Genomic DNA, 19,882 nt, shown 5'->3' with positions numbered 1-19,882 from the left:
TTCATACTTTCTTGCCTAATTTTAGCAAAATTCAATAAATTGGTAGTTTTCTACCCAGATCAATTTATGAAAATCACTTCAATGTTGCTACTGTTTGCCCTGGTTTCATTTACAGTAGCCGCCCAGAAAATCGCACTGAATAAATACGGGTTGGCAGTAATCACCAGCCACGCTCAATACGAGCAACAGGTGAAGGCAGACAGCAATCAACGGATGGTAGATCTTGAGAAGTTCATACCGGGTATAAAGAAAGATATCAGGTACGCCACTACGAATAACTTCACGCGCCAGCGGCTATATACAGGAACTGCTATTTACATGCGGTTGCCGGCCGCGAAAAAACTTAAAGCTGTACAGGAAGAACTGAAGAAGAAAGGATTTGGATTATTGATTTATGATGCCTACCGGCCCTATAGTATTACGGAGAAGATGTTCACGATCGTGCCCAACGACCTGTATGCGGCAGATCCGCGTAAAGGCTCGGGGCATAACAGGGGCGCAGCGGTTGACCTGAGCATGGTAGATCTGAAAACCAATTTGCCTGTGGCCATGCCTACAGATTTTGATAACTTCACTTTTAAAGCGCATCAGAACTACAAACCTGCCGACCCCAATGTGCTGGCTAACAGGACCCTCCTCAGGAGCACCATGTTCAAATATGGATTTAAGGGCAGTTCTACAGAGTGGTGGCACTATTACCTGCCCGACTATAAAAAGTATTACCTGATGGATGTAATATTCAATTAACGGATAACAACAGTATCTTTCCTGTCAACAATTCCTCTCCACCTGATGTAATAGGTTCCCGGAGCGGGGGGATTAAAAATATAGGTAACTGACTGGGTATTGGGAGTTTCTACACAGGCGCTGCAGGCGTTATAGCCAACGTTGGCGATGATGTCGACATCCTGGCCACTCCTTACTTCGCTGATATTTTTGATAAACCCGCAGCCGTTGGGAAATTTACAGATCACGTCAAACCGGGCGCCATCCATCCTGCCCAGGTATTTAACGCTGAAAATATTTCCCTGGCTGATCTGTACGCAGTTCGGATCGCTTTCTGTTTTTTTACAGGCCGCCAGTGATAATAATAAAAGAGGTAAATAGTAAACTATTCTCATGCCCGTTAAACGGGAGGGGAGTAAGAAAAGTTACTGGGATCATAGAAAATTAATTTGTGAAGAACCGGATCATTTTGATACACCTCTGTTATGATTTTTATTCATTATTGTTCATTTTAAAGCCGCGAAAAGGGTGCATGATTGCCAAAAGCCTCAAGTCGTATCTTTATGGAAAACATGAAGATATGCCGTATAATCCTACAACGATTGCTAATTACTTCATTGATAAGTACGCCGGAAGAGGCAAAATGACCCCTATGAAAGTTATACAGTTAACCTATCTGGCTTATGGCTGGTATTTAGCCATTAATAATAAAAAGCGGTTAACAGATGAGTCCCCGATTGCCTGGGATTTTGGTCCTTGCTTTTCTTCCTTGTTTTTCAGTTTAAAAGCTTATGGCAAGTTAGAAATAAAAAGGAAACTACCTAACCTGATAGGCAATTCCAGGATAGCGTCTGATGACAAACATTTTTTGGACCAGATCTGGAATATTTACGGCAGATTTGAAGGCTCCTATCTTTGTAGAATGATTCAGAGAAAAGATACAGCCTTGAAGAAGGCGTATAGTAAAGAAGGAAATTTGGTCATATCAGATGCCGATCTTTATGAATATTATAAGAACAAAATGCAAACAGCTCAATCAAGTAATTGATATCAATGGAGCCCACAACTGAAGAAAATGGCAGTCAGGTCTTTTTAGCTGACAATGATTTCCTACTGCCTGTTGATGATACGATAATTGACGAAAGTAACACGGATGGAATTTTGGAAGATCACCTGGAGATCGCCAGGGTCAGGAGATTTGAAATAGATACCAATCTGCGTAAACATTTGGCCTATGTTTTCACCGCGATCATTTTTTTGTGGCTAATGGCTGCCCTTTGCATATTGTTTTGCAACCAAGTACTTCTATGCCTGAATTTATCAGATACCGTGTTGATCACGCTGCTTACAACCACTTCTGTTAATGTGATTGGCATGATGATTATAATTTTAAAGAACCTGTTTCCGCAATACACCAGTTGACCTAACATTAAAGGCGGGCAAAACGCCCGCCTTTAACATCTTACAAACTATATTGACTAGTATATTTTATTCAACGCATCCACATAAGCATGTACAGATGCATTAACGATATCTGTTGAAATACCGAAACCATAGTAAGACTGCCCTTTGTGTTTTACACGCATGTTCACCTTACTTACATCTTCGCTGCCGCCTCTCATTGCCTGAACATTGTATTCGTCCAGCTCGATCTCATCTTTAATAATACCATGAATAGCGTTGATAGTAGCATTTACAGGACCGTTGCCTGCTGCACTGGCTTCTTTTTCCTCACCGTTGATCTTCAGTTTGATGGTTGCCATCGGGCGTAAAGGATCACCGCAAACTACCTGCAATAAAGTAACTTTAATAGCCTGGTCGTCGTAGGTTTTAGCATCGCCATCCCCCATCAGTTCCAGCAGGTCTGCATCGTTGATCTCTTTCTTGTTATCTGCCATCAGCAGGAAGCGTTGGTACACCTCATCAATGTTGATACGCTCCAGGTTATAACCCAGGCGTTGCAGGTGATGTTTCAGGGCATGACGGCCGCTTCTTGCAGTCAGGATGATCGCATTGGAGTTGATACCCACATCTTCAGGATTCAGGATCTCGTAGTTTTCGCGGTGTTTCAGTACGCCATCCTGGTGGATGCCTGAACTGTGTGCGAAAGCGTTGCGGCCAACGATCGCCTTGTTTGGCTGTACCGGCATGTGCATCATGGTTTCAACCAGGTTGCTGATCTCGTAGATGCCCTTGGAATTGATGTTGGTATGATAACCCAGGCTGTGATGCGTTTTCAGGATCATTGCAACTTCTTCCAGGGAAGTATTACCAGCTCTTTCCCCGATACCATTGATGGTACATTCTACCTGGCGGGCGCCGTTCATAATACCGGCAATAGAGTTGGCAGTGGCCAGCCCTAAGTCGTTATGGCAGTGTACAGAGATGATAGCGTTGTCGATATTGGAAACATTATCTACCAGGTATTTGATCTTTGCGCCGTACTGATCGGGCAGGCAGTAACCGTTCGTATCGGGGATATTCACGGTAGTGGCGCCGGCGGCGATCACCGCTTCGATCATGCGGGCCAGGTATTCATTATCTGCGCGGCCTGCATCTTCTGCGTAGAATTCAACATCATCAACAAATTTGCGCGCATATTTTACGGCGGCAACAGCTCTTTCCAGGATCTCTTCCCGGGTGCTGTTGAATTTGTATTTGATGTGCATATCAGAGGACCCGATACCGGTGTGGATACGTTTACGTTTTGCAAAACGCAGGGCATCCACTGCCGCATCAATATCTTTGGTGTTGGCGCGGGTCAGGGCGCAGATAACCGGCTCGCTTACCGCTTTGGAGATCTCTACAACGCTCTGAAAGTCACCAGGACTGGAAATAGGAAAACCGGCCTCGATGATATCCACACCCAGGGCTTCCAATTTTTTAGCGACTTCAATTTTTTCTACTGTCGTCAACTGGCAACCTGGCACTTGTTCACCATCCCTTAAGGTGGTATCAAAGACGTATACACGATTTTTATCCATGGCTATAAATAATTTTTATCGAATGATTAATTCAGGTTTTCTAATACTTTGGCGCCCATTGCATCGGTGCCCATAATAAAATCGTTAACAGTATGCTTGTTGGCAATATCCATTGTCCTGTAGCCCTGTCGCAGCGTAGCTTCTACAGCCTTGATCACACGTTGCGATTCGGTTTTCAGGCCGAAAGAGATATCCAGCAGGAGGGCTGCCGACAGGATAGAAGCCAGCGGGTTAGCAATTCCCTTACCGGCAATATCATGTGCGGAACCATGGATAGGTTCGTAAAAACCTGTGCTGTCGCCAACTGATGCAGATGCCAGCATGCCCATAGAACCGGCGATCTGGGAGGCTTCATCTGTGAGGATATCGCCAAACAGGTTGCCTGTCAGCACTACATCGAAACGTTTAGGATCTTTGATCAGCTGCATAGCTGCGTTATCAATAAACATATGTTCTGTTTCCACATCCGGGTATTCCTTCGCCACATCCTGTACTACTTCTCTCCATAAACGGCTTGCTTCCAGTACATTGGCTTTGTCTACAGAACAGAGCTTTTTGCGGCGGGTACGCGCTGCTTCATAGGCTTTACGTGCAATCCGCTCCACTTCATACCTGTGATAGATCATCAGGTCGGAAGCCGTGTTGCGGTCAGCTGTTCTTACTTTTTCTCCAAAATAAACATCTCCCGTCAACTCCCTGAAAAATAGGATATCCGCTCCTCTTAAAATCTCAGGTTTGATGCTGGAGGCTTCTAACAGTTCGTCAAACAACTTTATAGGGCGAAGATTAGCGTATAGTCCGAGTTCCTTCCTGATCTTCAGCAAACCTTGTTCTGGTCTTACTTTCAGCGTTGGATCGTTATCGTACTTTGCATGCCCGATGGCTCCGAAGAGGATAGCATCGGATCTTTTAGCTTTTTCAAGTGTTTCGTCGGGCAATGGATTACCGGTGGCTTCAATAGCAACATGGCCCATTATTCCTTCTTCAAAAGTGAAAGTGTGATGAAAGTTGGCTGCTATGGATTCCAGTACTTTTTGTCCCCAGGCTGTTACTTCCTGGCCGATCCCGTCGCCGGGTATTACTAATATTTTCTTCTCGACGCCCATAAATGGTTTTAAACTTTATTTAGAAATTATATGGTCTGGTTGTTTCGTATTGTTCGATATCCTTACGGAGACTTAACAGGTAATCGATATCATCGTACCCGTTCATCAGGCAGGTTTTCTTGTACTGGTTGATGTCGAAGCTGGCTTTTAACCCTGTACCGATAATGTGGATGAACTGGTCTTCCAGGTCTACTTCAAAAGTGGCGGCAGGATTGGCTTCTATGGCTTTGAAGATCTTATCCAGGAAGTCGTCTGTTACCTGGATAGGAAGAATGAAGTTATTCAAAGCGTTGTTGCGGAAGATATCCGCAAAAAAGCTGCTGATCACTACTTTAAATCCTGCATCGGCAATTGCCCATGCAGCGTGTTCGCGGGATGAACCACAGCCGAAATTTTTTCCTGCTACCAGGATCTGTCCACTGTACAGCGGGTTGTTCATTACGAAATCGGACTTCGGCGTATTGTCGGCTTCATAACGCCAGTCGCGGAACAGGTTTTGCCCAAATCCTTCCCTGGTTGTAGCTTTCAGGAACCTTGCAGGAATGATCTGATCTGTATCGATATTCTCAATAGGCAGAGGTACTGCTGATGAAACTAAATGTCTGAATATTTTACTCATAAATAATTTACACTTTAAATTTTAGTAGCGCCAACCCGCAGGCGAACATAATCGGCGTACAACCCGTCATCTTTTGTTAACTGCGGAGCCACTTCGTGCTGCACCTGCTCCATGATAGCTTTCTTATCATTTTCAGGCACTGTTGCAAAGAAATGACCTGCAAACATTTCCAGCCAGTCGATAATTCCATCTTCCTGGCTTACCAGTTTGGAAGGACGATCGAAATACTGCAGCCTGTCTATCCTGAAACCGGCTTTTTCCAGTAACGTAGCGTATTCGGCAGGTGATGGAAAATACCAGAATGGCGCATAGGAATAACCTCTTTGCTCCATCGCTCTTTCCAATCCTTTCACAATACTTTCTACATTTCCCTTTCCTCCCATTTCTATCACCAAACGGCCGCCGGGCTTAAGATGATGGGCCATTCTTTCTGCTACCTTGTCGGCTTCCCTTATCCAATGCAGGGTTGCATTAGAGAAGATGCCGTCAAACTGCCGGGGCAGGGAAAAAGAGGTAGCATCGGCTACTACGAAATTCACTTCCGGGAAATGTTTCCTGGCGCTTTCGATCATGGATGCGGAGGCATCTATACCTGTAACGGAAGCGCCGAGTTGGGCCAGTTCTGCTGTAAGTTCGCCGGTACCGCAACCAAGATCGAGAATAGCTTCCCCTTCCTGGGGTTGAAGCCAGTCGATCAGGCTATTTCCGTATTCGAAAACAAAAGCATATTTGGACTTATACAAGTCGGCATTCCATTGATCCATGATCTTATGTTTTAATTGTTACCAATAAATGATCTTATATCTGTTACTTTTCCTGTGATCGCTGCCGCAGCTGCGGTAAGCGGGCTGGCAAGGAAGGTACGTGCATTAGGTCCCTGGCGGCCTTCGAAGTTCCTGTTGGAAGTAGAAATGCAATACATATCCGCAGGTACTTTGTCTTCGTTCATCGCCAGGCAGGCGGAACATCCCGGCTCTCTCAGCTGGAACCCGGCTTCCGCAAATATTTTATCTATTCCTTCCGCTTTTGCCTGCGCTTCTACCTGTTTAGATCCCGGCACTATCCATACCACCACGTCGTCGGCTTTCCGTTTTCCTTTCACAAAATCTGCTACCAGTCTCAGGTCTTCGATCCGTGAATTGGTACAGCTGCCGATAAACACGTAGTCAACTTTTTGTCCTAACAGCGGTTTGCCCGGCTGCAGGTTCATATAATCGAGCGACTTGCGGAATGATGGCCTTTCTTTTTCTTCAATTTCTTCCACTGCGGGGATACGGCCGGTAACGGCCATTCCCATCCCGGGGTTGGTACCGTAGGTGATCTGCGGTTCTATATCAGCCGCGTCAAAAGACAATACTTTATCGAACTCTGCATCCGCGTCGGAGTGCAGTGTTTTCCAATATGCCAGGGCGTTATCCCAGTCGGCGCCTTTAGGTGCAAATTCGCGGCCTTTCAGGTATTCGAAAGTGACGTCGTCCGGGGCGATCAGGCCTCCGCGGGCGCCCATTTCTATGCTCATATTACAGATGGTCATACGGGCTTCCATGCTCAGGCTGCGGATCGCGTCGCCGGCGTATTCAACGAAGTAGCCGGTAGCTCCCGAAGCGGAGATCCTGGAGATGATATATAATATTATGTCTTTAGATACTACTCCTTTGCCCAACTGCCCGTTGATCTCTATCTTCATTCGTTTAGGCTTGTATTGCAGGATGCACTGTGTAGCCAGTACCTGCTCTACTTCGGAGGTACCGATCCCGAATGCTACAGCGCCAAAAGCGCCGTGTGTGCTGGTATGGCTGTCGCCGCACACGATGGTCATACCCGGTAAGGTAATACCCAGTTCAGGACCTATCACGTGCACAATCCCCTGGTACCTGTGTCCTAAACCATATAAATCAATTCCAAATTCTGCTGTGTTCCTGGTCAGCATTTCAACCTGGCGACGGCTTAATGCTTCTTTAATAGGTTGGTCCTGGTGTAAGGTTGGTACATTGTGATCGGCAGTGGCCTTTGTTTTTCCGGGTCTGAACACCGGGATACCCCGTTTACGCAATCCGTCGAATGCTTGCGGGCTTGTTACTTCGTGGATAAAGTGGGTGTTGATATACACGGCATCGGGATGTCCGTCTTTGCTAACTACAACGTGGCTATCCCAGATCTTATCAAATAACGTTTTTCCCATTCTGATTGCTTCCTTTTAAAAATGTTTATACCTTCAAATCTAATGGTCATTAATTAATTGGCATATCGTTAAATTTGCTTTAATTACAACCTTTAAAAGCCCGCGATATATACCAAGTAATTGTTTATCAATTGTTTATAAGATTTTATTAACGATGCCCAACAGTCAAAGCGACGCTTTATTCGTATTAATTAAAACATTAACCAAAGCAGAAAAGAGAAACTTTCAGCTGGCGTTCAATAAGAATAATACCAAGGAAGATGTCCTGTTTATCCAGCTTTTCAACACGCTCGACAAAATGAAAGAGTATGATGAAGAGTTGATTCTCAAGAAGATAACAGATATAAAGAAGCAGCAGCTGTCAAATGTCAAGGCTCATTTATATAAACACTTGTTGTCCAGCCTCCGCCAACTGTATAAACAGAAAGACCCCGTGATCGATCTGCGGGAGCAGATGGACCATGCCCGGGTACTTTATAACAAAGGATTATACAACCAGAGCCTGAAGTTGCTGGCCAAAGCCAAGTCTGTGGCCATGGAGCAGGAAGAAGTGATGCTGGCATGGGAAATAGTAGAATTTGAGAAGCTGATAGAAGCCCGTCATATCACCCGCAGCCTCGAAAACAGGGCCGAAGTCCTCAGCTGCGAATCCCGGCAGATAGAACAACAGCTGACCAACATCAGCCGCTTATCTACCCTCTCGCTCCGGATGTACGGCCTCTACCTGAAACTGGGTCATGCCCGCAACCAGCGGGACGCCGAAATGGTGAAATCCTTCTTTGAAAGCCAGCTTCCGCCACTGAAACACGGGGAAATGAGCTTCTATGAAAAGATCTACATATACCAGGCATCCAGCTGGTACTACTACATCCTGCAGGATTTCCTGATGTACTACCGCTATACGCAAAAGTGGGTAGACCTCTTCAAAGCCTATCCATCCCTGCAACGCACGGATGCAGACCTCTACATCAAAGCCCAGCACAACTTATTAACCGCGCATTTCTATATTTCAAACTTCGAGAAATTCAAAGCAGCGCTAGCTGACCTGGAAAACTACATACACGAAAACCAGGATTCATTTCATGAAAACACCCGGACCTCTGCCTTTGTATACCTCTACACGGCGAAGATCAACCGTTACTTCCTGGAAGGTACTTTCAGCGAAGGGTTGAAAATGGTTCCTGAACTGGAAACAGAGATCGGCAAACATACCCTGAAAATAGACCAGCACCGGGTACTGGTCTTCTATTACAAGATCGCCTGTCTTTATTTCGGAAGCGGGGATAACAGTAAAGCCATCCTGTACCTGAATAAGATCATCAACCTGCGTATCGGCAACCTCAGAGCCGATATCCAGTGCTTTGCCCGTATCCTGCACCTGATAGCGCATTACGAACTGGAGAATTACAGCCTCGTAGAATACCTGATCAAATCTGTATACCATTTTATTTCAAAGAATAAAGACCTGGGATTAATGATGGAAGAGATCATGAAATTCCTGCGCCGTTATATTTATGCAGATCCGAAAGCCTTGCGTAATGCCTTTATTGAGCTGAAAGACAGGCTGGTAACTATCTCTGAAGATCCATACGAAAGACGTTCATTCCTGTACCTGGATATCATCTCCTGGCTGGAAAGCAAGATCGAAGGCATACCTGTACAGGAAGTGATCCACCGCAAGTTCGTGAACAAGGAAAAACGTATATAACAGAATAGCTTAGATTTGCCAGACATCAAACTCCAAAAGTATGTCGACAGATCAACAGTATCATTTCATCGCATTCTCCGGCAGCCTGCGCAGCGGTTCCTACAACACCATGGCTTTGCATGCCCTGCAGCAGCATGCGCCCGCCAACATAACGGTAGAGCATGTTTTGTACGATAATATTCCCTGGTACAATGCTGATCAGCATACCGAATTATTAGCCACAGTAGTGCCATTGGTAGAAAAAATTAAATCTGCAGATGGAGTGATCTTTGTGAGCCCGGAATATAACTACTCTATCCCCGGCGCCCTGAAAAACATGCTGGACGTGGTTTCCAGGCATCCCGACAAACCTTTCAGCGAAAAAGCGGTAGCCATTATGGGAGCGTCACAGGGCCAGGTAGGAACAGCGCGGATGCAATATCACCTGCGGCAGGTGATGGTATTCCTGAATGCTTATGTGATCAACAAACCTGAAATAATGATCGCGAATGCGCAGGATAAATTCGATGCCAACGGGCAGTTAACCAACGAAGTGATCAAAAAGCAGCTGCCTCAACTGCTGGAAGCGCTGGCTCACCTGAGCCGCAGGCTCAGATCATAGATCCGGGTCTATATACGCTTCATATTTCCTGTACCTGCTAAAGAAAAGGGTGGCTGCCGCCAGCTGCAGCAGCAGTATGGCCAGCCATTCGTAATGCGCCAGTATCATAAATAGTGTTACAAAGGAAATGGAAAGCGTATAACGTATATGGATCTCCGTATTCATTTTAGGGAAATACAACAGGCAACGGAATACCATCATTAATGAAATGCCTGTTATCAGTACAGTGGCAATGCCAACGGCAGACGTAGCATGCGCCGCATTGACAATGATCATCAATATTTCAGGGAGAAATAATAAAACATAGATGCCTGTCAGCCTTGCATAGATCTTCCACAAAGGGATGGGCAGGTTCTCCATGAAACTCAGGTACGTGTCGTCAAATGCGCGGTGGTGGATCATCAGCTGCATATGCAACAGGGCGCAGCAGATCACTCCCAGCTGCAATCCTCTAAGGTCAAACGCCTGATCGCGGCTCAGCAACAGGAAGGTAAGCCATAACACGCCTGTAGACGCCAGTTTCGTAGAAATGATCCGCATCGGGAAGTTGGTAAGCAGTTCGTAGATAAAGAACAGCACCGGCGGTTTGATGAAGTGTTTGTTGATCCATTGCTGTATATAACCTGTGAAGAAAATGGTATCAGGCTTCCATATCTTACGTTCATATAACCATAACGGCCATACGCAATGTAGTATGTTTACTACAGCGATAATTGCAGCAGGTATATACCGGTGTTCAGCCACCGCGATGAATATGGAAACTGCCGAATAGATCAGGACCGGTAAATAAATTTCTGTTTGTATCCTTACCCAGTGCCATTTTCTTTCGCCATGCGGAATGCTTCCCATCGTGGAAAATAAAAAATCGTAACCCGGCGAATGCAGCGTTTTCATCACAAACCACATGCACTTGATGGCGTAGGCTGTCCAGATACCGAGTACAATAAGCAGGAAACCGGTACTGGAAATAAATCCACGGATGAGGGCATGATGATAGCTGATAAGGTTCGCTCCATTGACTGTTCCAAAAAACAGGTAGAAGAGAATCAGGAAAAAACCAACGTTCTCCAGGTAGAAGCGTTTGACGAATATTTTGTCGAGGATGGATGTCGTGCTGCGCATATCAGTTCCGGGTAATGGTTTTATCAGCTACGTTTAAGACGCCGCTCAGGCGGATGACCGATTCATCGATCGGCTGGTGAGAGGTGATAATAAAAGACACGCCCTGTTCAGATTTTTCACGGATGAGCCCGTATAACGTTTCCACAGCCGCGGTATCGATAGTGATCAGGGGTTCGTCCAGCAGGATCAGTTGAGGAGTGCCTGTAAAAGCCAGCAGCAGCGACAACTTTTTCAACATCCCGCTTGAATAGCTGCTTACGGGAAAGTTGATATAAGCGTGTATGCCTAACTGTGTGGCCACTTCGTTTATCCAGTCCTTATCCCCTCCCTTGGTGTTCATGTATAATGCCAGCAGGTCGTTGCCTGTCAGGTAGGCGGGAAAAAGCGGTTCTGCCTCTGCATAGTTGATAGCTTTGCGCAGCGCCACCGGATTATATTTATTACTAATATCTTCCCGCAACAATATTTCACCGGAGAACGGAATCAACCCGGCTATTACTTTCATACAAGTTGTTTTTCCTGCCCCGTTCTGTCCTTTCAGCCAGTGGATTCCAACAGGAACTTCCAGGAACGGGATTTCCAGTACTGGGTTTCCCTGGTATGCCTTTCGCACATTCTTTAATGTAATAACCGATTCCGACATATGATCATGCTTGAGAAATGTAAATATGAAAAATTCGCTTATATATACACAATTTTTTTTGAGAGCGATTTTTGTACTGAGGGTCATAGACTTATCAACTGTTCAAAAAATTGTCACGAAAGCCTCTTTTTTTTCCCCGGGTTTTTCACATGCAAATCATTCCTTATATAGCAATGCTCACAATCCTTCAAATGCTTACCGGCACTCCGTTTCAACAATGTTCAACATCTTTTTCCACACCTGTTGAAAACTATCTCTTTGCACCCTTAACTGGATGCTTACATTTGTAATCCTGAGCGTATAGTTTTGGAAAGCAGGGATGATGAAATAGCCAGATGTGTCGTCGGATCAAGTGGTAATTTCAGCAGCTGACCCCCAAAGATGAAAAACCAAAAAACTTCGACAGTACCCATATAAAATATTAAACGATGAGTAACGAGAATGAAATTCTTTTAAAAGAGAACAAGGAGCGCTTTGTGTTATTGCCAATCAAATTTCCTGCAATCTGGGAGCAATATAAAAAACATGAAGCCAGTTTCTGGACCGCAGAAGAGATTGACCTGAGCGCTGATCTGAAAGATTGGGCAGCCTTAAATGATGGCGAACGTCATTTCATCTCTCATGTATTAGCATTTTTTGCCGCCAGTGATGGTATCGTTAACGAGAACCTGGCTGTAAACTTCATGAGTGAAGTACAGATCCCTGAAGCCCGTTGCTTTTATGGTTTCCAGATCATGATGGAAAATATTCACTCAGAAACATATGCATTGCTGATCGACACTTATGTGAAAGATCCTATCGAAAAAGATCGTTTATTCCATGCCATTGATACAGTTCCTGCTGTAAAGAAAAAAGCGGAATGGGCTTTACGCTGGATAGAAAACGGAACATTTGCTGAAAGACTGGTAGCATTTGCTGCTGTAGAAGGTATCTTCTTCAGCGGAAGTTTCTGTTCTATTTTCTGGCTGAAGAAAAGAGGACTGATGCCAGGCCTGACCTTCTCCAATGAACTGATCAGCCGCGACGAAGGATTGCACTGTGAATTTGCCTGCCTGTTATACAGCATGCTGGAAAATAAATTAACAGAAGAACAGGTGCATACCATTATCCGTGATGCAGTGACTTATGAGAAAGAATTCATCACAGAAGCATTGCCAGTTGCATTGATCGGTATGAACGCAGATTTGATGGGCCAGTACATCGAGTTTGTTGCCGACAGATGGATCTCTGAATTAGGTTATTCTAAAATATATAACTCGTCTAATCCTTTTGACTTCATGGAAATGATCTCCTTACAGGGTAAGACCAATTTCTTTGAAAAACGTGTGGGCGACTACCAGAAATCCGGCGTTATGGGCGGTACTAAAGAAGCGCAAACCTTCAGCCTGGAAGAAGATTTCTAATTTTTTAAATTACTAACCTCTTAAATTCGTAAACCCATGTTCGTAATTAAAAGAGATGGAAGAAAAGAAGCAGTGAAATTCGACAAGATCACTGCACGTATTGAAAAGCTCTGCTATGGCTTCAATACTGAATATGTAGATGCTATTGACGTAGCAAAGAAGGTGATACAAGGATTATACGATGGCGTAACAACGAGCGAACTGGATAACCTGGCTGCAGAAACTGCGGCTTCACTGACTACCAAACACCCGGATTATGCTTTGCTTGCCTCCCGCATCGCGGTAAGCAATCTTCATAAGAACACGATCAAGTCGTTTTCCAAAACGATGAAGAAACTGTATGAATATATTGATCCTAAAACCGGCAAATCAGCGGCTTTGCTGTCTGACGAGATTTATGAGATCATTAGAAAGAATGCAGAGATCCTGGATTCCAGCATCATCTACGATCGTGACTTCGCATACGATTACTTCGGTTTCAAAACCCTGGAACGTTCTTACCTCCTGAAAACAGACGGTAAAGTCCAGGAACGCCCTCAGCACATGTTAATGCGTGTAGCCGTAGGTATTCATAAAGAGGATATTGAGTCTGCCATCAAAACATACAACCTGATGAGCGAGCGTTGGTTCACCCATGCTACTCCTACCCTCTTCAACGCAGGTACTCCAAAACCGCAGATGTCATCCTGCTTCCTGCTGACCATGCAGGACGATAGCATCGAAGGTATTTACGATACGCTGAAACAAACTGCCAAGATCTCTCAGAGCGCCGGCGGTATTGGTCTCAGCATCCACAACATTCGCGCTACCGGTTCTTATATCAGCGGCACCAACGGTACTTCCAACGGTATTATTCCAATGCTGCGCGTGTTCAACGACACAGCAAGATATGTAGACCAGGGCGGCGGTAAAAGGAAAGGCGCATTCGCCATTTACCTGGAACCATGGCATGCAGATATCTTCGAATTCCTGGATCTCCGTAAAAACCATGGTAAAGAAGAACTCCGCGCCCGCGATCTTTTCTATGCACTCTGGGTACCAGACCTGTTCATGAAAAGAGTAGAATCCAATGGCAACTGGTCGCTGTTCTGTCCTCACGAAGCACCGGGACTGCACGAAACCTGGGGTGATGAATTTGAAAAATTATACACCCAGTATGAAGAGGAAAACCGCGCCCGCAGAACTGTAAAAGCACAGGATCTCTGGTTCGCTATCCTCGATGCACAGATCGAAACCGGCAACCCATACCTGCTGTATAAAGATGCGGCTAACCGCAAATCCAACCAGCAGAACCTGGGTACAATCAAAAGCTCCAACCTTTGCACTGAGATCATCGAGTATACCGATGCAAATGAAGTAGCAGTATGTAACCTGGCCTCCCTGGCTTTGCCACGCTTTATCAGCGACGGACAGTTCGATCACCAGAAATTATACGAGGTAACTTACCAGGCTACCCTGAACCTGAACAAGATCATTGACTATAACTACTATCCTGTAGAGGAAGCAAGACGCAGCAACATGCGCCATCGCCCTGTAGGATTAGGAGTACAGGGACTGGCTGATGCATTTATTTTAATGCGTTATCCTTTCGAAAGCGAAGAAGCTAAACAATTGAACAAAGATATCTTTGAAACCATCTACTTTGCTGCATTATCTGCATCAAACGACCTGGCTAAAAAAGACGGCCCTTACGAAACCTTCCCTGGTTCGCCGGCTTCCAAAGGTATCCTGCAGTTCGATATGTGGGGCGTAACTCCGGGTCCTCGCTGGAACTGGGACGCACTGAAAAAATCCATCATCAAGGACGGTATCCGCAACTCCCTGTTGCTGGCGCCAATGCCTACTGCTTCCACTTCTCAGATACTTGGCAACAACGAATGCTTTGAGCCATATACCTCGAACATTTATACCCGCCGCGTATTAAGCGGAGAGTTCATCGTCGTGAACAAACACCTTCTGAAAGACCTGGTAGAATTAGGCCTGTGGGATAATGACATGAAGAACAAGATCATTGCCCATAACGGTTCTATCCAGAACATCAACGAGATCCCGGCTAATATTAAAGAACTGTACAAAACAGTCTGGGAGATCAAGCAACGTAGCCTGATCGATATGGCTGCCGACAGGGGTGCATATATCTGCCAGTCACAATCGCTTAACTTATTCGTAGATACGCCAAGTACGGGTAAACTGACCTCCATGCACTTCTATGCGTGGAAGAAAGGACTCAAAACCGGCATGTACTACCTGCGCACACAAGCCGCTACCCAGGCCGTACAGTTTACGGTAGAAAAACAAGGCGGTCAGCAGATCCAGCCGGTTGTTGCTCCAAGCGGAGAATCAATGCAGGAAGAGATCATTTCCGGCCCTGTTTGCACCATGGAAGAAGGTTGCGTAACCTGCAGCGCATAAGGGTTTATGTAAGTATAAATGTTGGTCCCTGGCCCTTCAAGGCCAGGGATTTTTTTTATTCGCTATCCTCAAACAAACAATTGCTCATCAACGCTTCCAGCTTCTTCTTGTCGTAGGTAAATGACCTGACAGTATCCGACTCGCTCATTTCATCTTTCAATAACCCCGAACGCAGATCCAGGGATAACCAACCCGCCGTGAAATGTTCTCCATCATTATGATACTCCAACCTGATAGTTACCAGGCTGTCATCTACCTCGTTCACCATCGCGTAAATACTGTCTTTGGGTTGGTTTTCAAGCCAGGTGAAACTGCTGCTCTGGATAAAACTGTTCAATAGCCGTGAGCATTCGCTGGTATCCATTTCAAAACGCGGGCGAAGATCCAGGTCTTCATCCTCTTCCCAACCGGCGACTTGAATAGTTGAATCGGCAGATGGAATAATCCCCGCGGTTTCCGTGTGCAGGCCCCCTTTATCCTGCTGTGCCCCGGTACAGGCTGAAAAAATTATAATAAACAGAAATAGGATTCTTTTCATACACCAAACATATATAAAAAATAAATTAATTAATATTTATCGCTGTATAAAAAAATCCATGCTGTCAGCAAACCAATAAAAATGGCGAAGATTTCTCTTCGCCATTTTTATCTATATCATGTAGTATATCTGCTACAACAATTCTTCATTCAGTTCTTCTCCCCTGAATCCCCATTCTTCCAGCAACGCATTATATCTTTCCGGGGCGAGGCTTGGCTTGTCATAATGCCCGGCAAGGGATTTTTGCCGCATGGCTTCATAAATACTAACGGCGCAGGCTACAGAAATATTCAGGGAACGTATCATGCCCATCTGCGGAATAATAAAGTTTCCATCTGCCAGGGCTCTTACCTTGTCGCTCACTCCCGTTCTTTCATTTCCAAATACCAGGGCTACAGAATCAGTAAAGTCTATATCATATAAAGTCACGGAATCAGTGGCCAGGTGAGTAGTGTAGATCTTATTATACTTCTTCCTTAATTCAGCTACACAGGCTTCGGGATCGGTGAACTGGTGGATGGTCAGCCAGCCTTCAGCGCTGCTGCTGCTCCTGTGGCCCCATTTCTTTCTTCTTGGCGCCAGGGTAGTGATAATATAAAGATCCTGGATACCAACAGCATCGCAGGTACGCATTACGGCAGCCACATTGTGCGGGTCCTGAACATCTTCCAATACTACTGTCAGATTTGTTTGTCGCTTCTGTAGTACAGTCAGTAATCTTTCTCTTCTTTCTGGTGTCATAATATCGGTGTTGTCGCAAAAATAATTCTTTCCCTTATCTTCACGCCAAAATACAACATAAACCTATGCTCAAAAAGTTCCTAAAAATTGTGGCCATCATCATCTTATTGCTGGTAATTGCTGCAATATCGGTTCCTTATCTCTTTAAAGATAAGATTATAGCAAAAGTTAAAACCGTTTTAAATGAAGAACTTGTCGCAAAAGTTGACTTCTCGGACGTAGATATCAGTTTATTCAGGCATTTCCCAAGAGTGGCTGTAGGACTGGATGACCTGCAGATCGTCGGTACCGGGCAGTTTGCCGGTGATACCCTGGCAGCGGTAAAACAAATAGACGTTGCCGTTAACCTGATGAGCGTGATCAGGGGAGATAAAATGGAGATCTATAATATCACTCTCTCACAGCCACGTATACACGCCATTGTGGATAAGAACGGGCAGGCAAACTGGAATATCACCAAACCTGATACCGCAGCTGTAAGTGCAGATACTTCCAAAAGCACCTTTGCTTTGAGCCTGCAACAATATAAGATCGAAGACGCCTGGATCAGGTATGAAGACCGCCAGGGGAATATGGACCTGGTAGTAGATGGCCTGACACACCAGGGAAAGGGTGATTTTACACAGGATAAATTCCTGCTGGCTACCAATACAGTGGCCAATGCCATTACTTTCAGGTACGGTCTTATCCCTTACCTGTCGCAGGTTCGAACCACGCTTGATGCGGGGGTAGAAGTAGATAATACTACCAGCACCTATACCTTAAAAGATGGTAAAGCATCTCTGAACAACCTGCAGCTTGCATTACAGGGTCTCTTTAAATTCGTGAACGATACGACCTATGGAATGGACATCAGTTTCAAAGCGCCTTCCACTAATTTCAAAGACTTATTATCCCTGGTTCCGGCAGTTTACAAAACAGATTTTGACAAGATAAAAACCAGCGGGAACGCGAACTTCGATGGTTATGTAAAAGGCAACTACAACGCTGTTCAGATGCCGGCATTTGGCATCAACCTGGGCGTTAAAGATGGTTTCTTCCAATACCCTGATCTGCCTAAACCTGTAAAGAATATACAGATCGCGTTGAAAGTTAGCAATCCTGACGGCGTACCTGATCACACGATCGTTGACATGCCAACAGGACACCTGGAAATGGACAATGCGCCGGTAGACCTGCGCTTACTGGTTAAGACCCCTGTTTCCGATATGTATGTAGATGCATCGGCGAAAGGAAAACTGGATCTCTCGAAGATCAAAGATTTTGTAAAACTGGAAGCCGGCACTAACCTTAGCGGGATCCTGGATGCGGATATCAACGCCAAAGGAAACATGAGCGCCATCGAAAAACAGCAGTACGATAAGTTCTATGCAGCGGGCACCCTGCAGCTCAGCAACATGCTCTATAAGAGCAAGGACTACCCGGATGGGGTTCAGTTAAATAACCTGTTCCTGCAATTCAACCCCAAGAACGTAACCGTAAAAGATCTGAATGGCCGTTACCTGGGAACCAATTTCGAAGCAAACGGGGAAGTGAACAACCTACTGGCTTACGCCCTGAAGAACGACCCGTTGCAAGGCAACCTGCGTTTCAAAGCAGACGATATTAACCTGGATAAATGGATGGGTAACAGCACCTCGTCCACTGCAACCACCGCTGCTCCTGATACTGCCGCTGCGCAGCCGTTTGCAGTTCCTGCCAACCTGGATCTGGGCCTGCAGGCCAACGTTGGCAAGATCACCTACGCCAAAGCCGACCTGACCAATGTAACAGGTAACCTGGCGGTGAAAGATGAAACAGTAGCCATACAACACCTGAAAGCCAACGCCCTCCAGGGAACGATGGAGATCAACGGCAGCTACAGTACAAAGAACAGCAAAACCAACCCGGACATTAACCTGGCTTACAATGTCCAGGAACTGGATGTACAACAAACCTTCAATACCTTCAACACCGTGCAGAAACTGATGCCGATCGGTAAATTCCTGAATGGTAAGATCACATCTCAGTTAACCATGCACGGCAAACTGGGGAAAGATATGTCGCCCGACCTCAGCACCCTGACCGGCGACGCCAGCCTGCTCCTGGTACAAGGCTTCCTGAAACAGTTTGCACCGGTAGACCAGCTGGCCAATACCCTTAACATCTCCCAGTTAAAAGATCTTTCTTTGAGAGATATTAAGAACTATATTTCTTTCGAAAACGGAAGAGTAAAAGTAGATCCTTTCAAAGTAACTGTTAACGGCATACAGATGCTCATAGCAGGTTCTCACGGTTTTGACCAGTCGCTGGACTATACCCTTCAACTGGCCCTGCCACGCAGCCTGATGGGCAGCGCCGGCAATAACCTTGTCAATAACCTCGCTTCCCAGGCTCAAAGCAAGGGTATCCCGGTTAAATTGGGGGATAGTGTTCACCTGCAGGTATTAATGGCAGGAAACATCTTAAAACCGAGCTTAAAAACAGACCTGCGCGAATCTGCCAACAACCTGAAATCAGAGGTCGCCACTTTGGTAAAGAACCAGGTAGATTCAGCCAAGGCCACCATCAAAGACAGCCTGAATCACATTAAGAACACCGCGGTGAATTCCCTGAAAGACGAGTTGAAAAACCAGCTTACAGGCAAAAAGGATTCCGGCCAGGCCAACACCGGCAAACCCCTCGAAAACATAGGCAAACAAGCCGGCGAAACAGTGAAGGGCACGCTGAACAACCTCTTCAAGAAGAAATCCGCAGACACCACCAAACACTAGTTTCACGCAAAGATTCTGTGTTTAAAACCAAATAATATTTAACTTAGTAGTCTATAAGGCAACCTAAGTTAGCCTGTTTAGAGAGTTGTACTTGTACAGCTCTCTAATTTTTTATAGTATAGTTTATCGTAGGGAACTTGCTTTTTAAAGATAATAAAGGTCATCTCCAACAATTTCCTTTGTATAGCAGCAATAGCTTTCTTTTTTATACCATGTCTTGCAACTAGTTTATTAAATATATCTTTAAAGTGATCATCACTTCTGATAACGGATAAAGCGGGTAGGTAAAAGGCCTTTCGTAGGTGTCTATTACCCTTTTTAGACAATCTGGGTTTGCTTTTAAC

The 19,882-nt window shown here is 45.3% G+C and carries 19 protein-coding genes; 7 read left to right on the top strand and 12 right to left on the bottom strand.

Features of this window, described 5'->3' with window-relative positions:
* The first annotated feature begins 81 nt into the window (after positions 1–81).
* Positions 82–747 carry a M15 family metallopeptidase gene (locus BLV62_RS23255; protein ID WP_168927959.1) on the top strand — a complete coding sequence of 222 codons (666 nt, stop codon included), beginning with the start codon at positions 82–84 and terminating at the stop codon, positions 745–747.
* On the opposite strand, the gene BLV62_RS23250 is transcribed toward BLV62_RS23255, so the two are convergent.
* Complete coding sequence (locus BLV62_RS23250) at positions 744–1,121, bottom strand: hypothetical protein (protein ID WP_089764771.1); 378 nt, start codon at positions 1,119–1,121, stop codon at positions 744–746. The two genes, BLV62_RS23255 and BLV62_RS23250, sit on opposite strands and share 4 nt — an antisense overlap.
* 185 nt (positions 1,122–1,306) lie before the next feature.
* Here BLV62_RS23250 and BLV62_RS23245 point away from each other — a divergent pair, with 185 nt between their 5' ends.
* Positions 1,307–1,774 (top strand): Panacea domain-containing protein, encoded by a 468-nt coding sequence (locus tag BLV62_RS23245; RefSeq protein ID WP_089764869.1) that lies wholly within the window; start codon positions 1,307–1,309, stop codon positions 1,772–1,774.
* 184 nt (positions 1,775–1,958) lie between these two features.
* Here the strand turns inward: BLV62_RS23245 and BLV62_RS28405 are convergent, their stop codons facing one another.
* The 6 genes from BLV62_RS28405 to leuC all read right to left on the bottom strand — a co-directional run bounded on the left by BLV62_RS28405 (position 1,959) and on the right by leuC (position 7,617).
* The gene (locus BLV62_RS28405; protein WP_168927960.1) at positions 1,959–2,102 is read right to left on the bottom strand and encodes a hypothetical protein; all 144 of its coding nucleotides are present in this window, start codon (positions 2,100–2,102) and stop codon (positions 1,959–1,961) included.
* A gap of 102 nt (positions 2,103–2,204) precedes the next feature.
* A complete protein-coding gene (locus BLV62_RS23235) occupies positions 2,205–3,710 on the bottom strand; it encodes a 2-isopropylmalate synthase (RefSeq protein ID WP_089764767.1) in 1,506 nt (501 codons plus the stop codon).
* A gap of 26 nt (positions 3,711–3,736) precedes the next feature.
* On the bottom strand, positions 3,737–4,816 hold the full coding sequence (leuB, locus tag BLV62_RS23230; RefSeq protein ID WP_089764766.1) for a 3-isopropylmalate dehydrogenase: 1,080 nt from the start codon (positions 4,814–4,816) through the stop codon (positions 3,737–3,739).
* Between the two features lie 19 nt (positions 4,817–4,835).
* A complete protein-coding gene (leuD, locus tag BLV62_RS23225) occupies positions 4,836–5,435 on the bottom strand; it encodes a 3-isopropylmalate dehydratase small subunit (protein ID WP_089764764.1) in 600 nt (199 codons plus the stop codon).
* 14 nt (positions 5,436–5,449) lie between these two features.
* On the bottom strand, positions 5,450–6,199 hold the full coding sequence (locus BLV62_RS23220; protein WP_089764762.1) for a class I SAM-dependent methyltransferase: 750 nt from the start codon (positions 6,197–6,199) through the stop codon (positions 5,450–5,452).
* Between the two features lie 11 nt (positions 6,200–6,210).
* Positions 6,211–7,617 (bottom strand): 3-isopropylmalate dehydratase large subunit, encoded by a 1,407-nt coding sequence (gene leuC, locus BLV62_RS23215; RefSeq protein WP_089764760.1) that lies wholly within the window; start codon positions 7,615–7,617, stop codon positions 6,211–6,213.
* Between the two features lie 154 nt (positions 7,618–7,771).
* Between leuC and BLV62_RS23210 the strand changes: the two genes are divergently transcribed.
* Positions 7,772–9,325 (top strand): hypothetical protein, encoded by a 1,554-nt coding sequence (locus BLV62_RS23210; protein ID WP_089764758.1) that lies wholly within the window; start codon positions 7,772–7,774, stop codon positions 9,323–9,325.
* A 40-nt stretch (positions 9,326–9,365) separates the two neighbouring features.
* Positions 9,366–9,926 (top strand): NADPH-dependent FMN reductase, encoded by a 561-nt coding sequence (locus BLV62_RS23205; protein ID WP_089764757.1) that lies wholly within the window; start codon positions 9,366–9,368, stop codon positions 9,924–9,926.
* Here BLV62_RS23205 and BLV62_RS23200 read toward each other — a convergent pair.
* Positions 9,921–11,048: a hypothetical protein gene (locus tag BLV62_RS23200; protein ID WP_089764755.1), complete on the bottom strand. Its 1,128-nt coding sequence runs from the start codon at positions 11,046–11,048 to the stop codon at positions 9,921–9,923. The two genes, BLV62_RS23205 and BLV62_RS23200, sit on opposite strands and share 6 nt — an antisense overlap.
* Before the next feature lies 1 nt (position 11,049).
* Positions 11,050–11,691: an ABC transporter ATP-binding protein gene (locus BLV62_RS23195; protein ID WP_089764868.1), complete on the bottom strand. Its 642-nt coding sequence runs from the start codon at positions 11,689–11,691 to the stop codon at positions 11,050–11,052.
* 428 nt (positions 11,692–12,119) lie between these two features.
* On the opposite strand from BLV62_RS23195, the gene BLV62_RS23190 reads away from it, so the two are divergent.
* Positions 12,120–13,094, top strand: coding sequence for a ribonucleoside-diphosphate reductase small subunit (locus BLV62_RS23190; RefSeq protein ID WP_089764753.1), 975 nt, complete (start codon positions 12,120–12,122; stop codon positions 13,092–13,094).
* A gap of 36 nt (positions 13,095–13,130) precedes the next feature.
* Complete coding sequence (locus BLV62_RS23185) at positions 13,131–15,506, top strand: ribonucleoside-diphosphate reductase subunit alpha (RefSeq protein ID WP_089764751.1); 2,376 nt, start codon at positions 13,131–13,133, stop codon at positions 15,504–15,506.
* A gap of 55 nt (positions 15,507–15,561) precedes the next feature.
* Here the strand turns inward: BLV62_RS23185 and BLV62_RS23180 are convergent, their stop codons facing one another.
* Both BLV62_RS23180 and BLV62_RS23175 read right to left on the bottom strand, forming a co-directional pair.
* Positions 15,562–16,044: a hypothetical protein gene (locus tag BLV62_RS23180; protein WP_089764749.1), complete on the bottom strand. Its 483-nt coding sequence runs from the start codon at positions 16,042–16,044 to the stop codon at positions 15,562–15,564.
* Positions 16,045–16,176: 132 nt separating this feature from the next.
* Positions 16,177–16,785, bottom strand: coding sequence for a TrmH family RNA methyltransferase (locus BLV62_RS23175; RefSeq protein ID WP_089764748.1), 609 nt, complete (start codon positions 16,783–16,785; stop codon positions 16,177–16,179).
* A 65-nt stretch (positions 16,786–16,850) separates the two neighbouring features.
* Between BLV62_RS23175 and BLV62_RS23170 the strand changes: the two genes are divergently transcribed.
* Entirely contained in the window at positions 16,851–19,538 is a 2,688-nt protein-coding gene (locus tag BLV62_RS23170; RefSeq protein ID WP_089764746.1) for an AsmA family protein, read from the top strand.
* A 77-nt stretch (positions 19,539–19,615) separates the two neighbouring features.
* Here BLV62_RS23170 and BLV62_RS23165 read toward each other — a convergent pair.
* A partial coding sequence (locus BLV62_RS23165) for a transposase (protein ID WP_139170151.1) occupies positions 19,616–19,882 on the bottom strand: 267 nt, incomplete at its 5' end.

Origin of the sequence: Chitinophaga terrae (ex Kim and Jung 2007) (assembly GCF_900107795.1) — a bacterium.
GTDB lineage: Bacteria > Bacteroidota > Bacteroidia > Chitinophagales > Chitinophagaceae > Chitinophaga > Chitinophaga terrae.
This window is presented reverse-complemented; position numbering and strand designations above follow the sequence as displayed.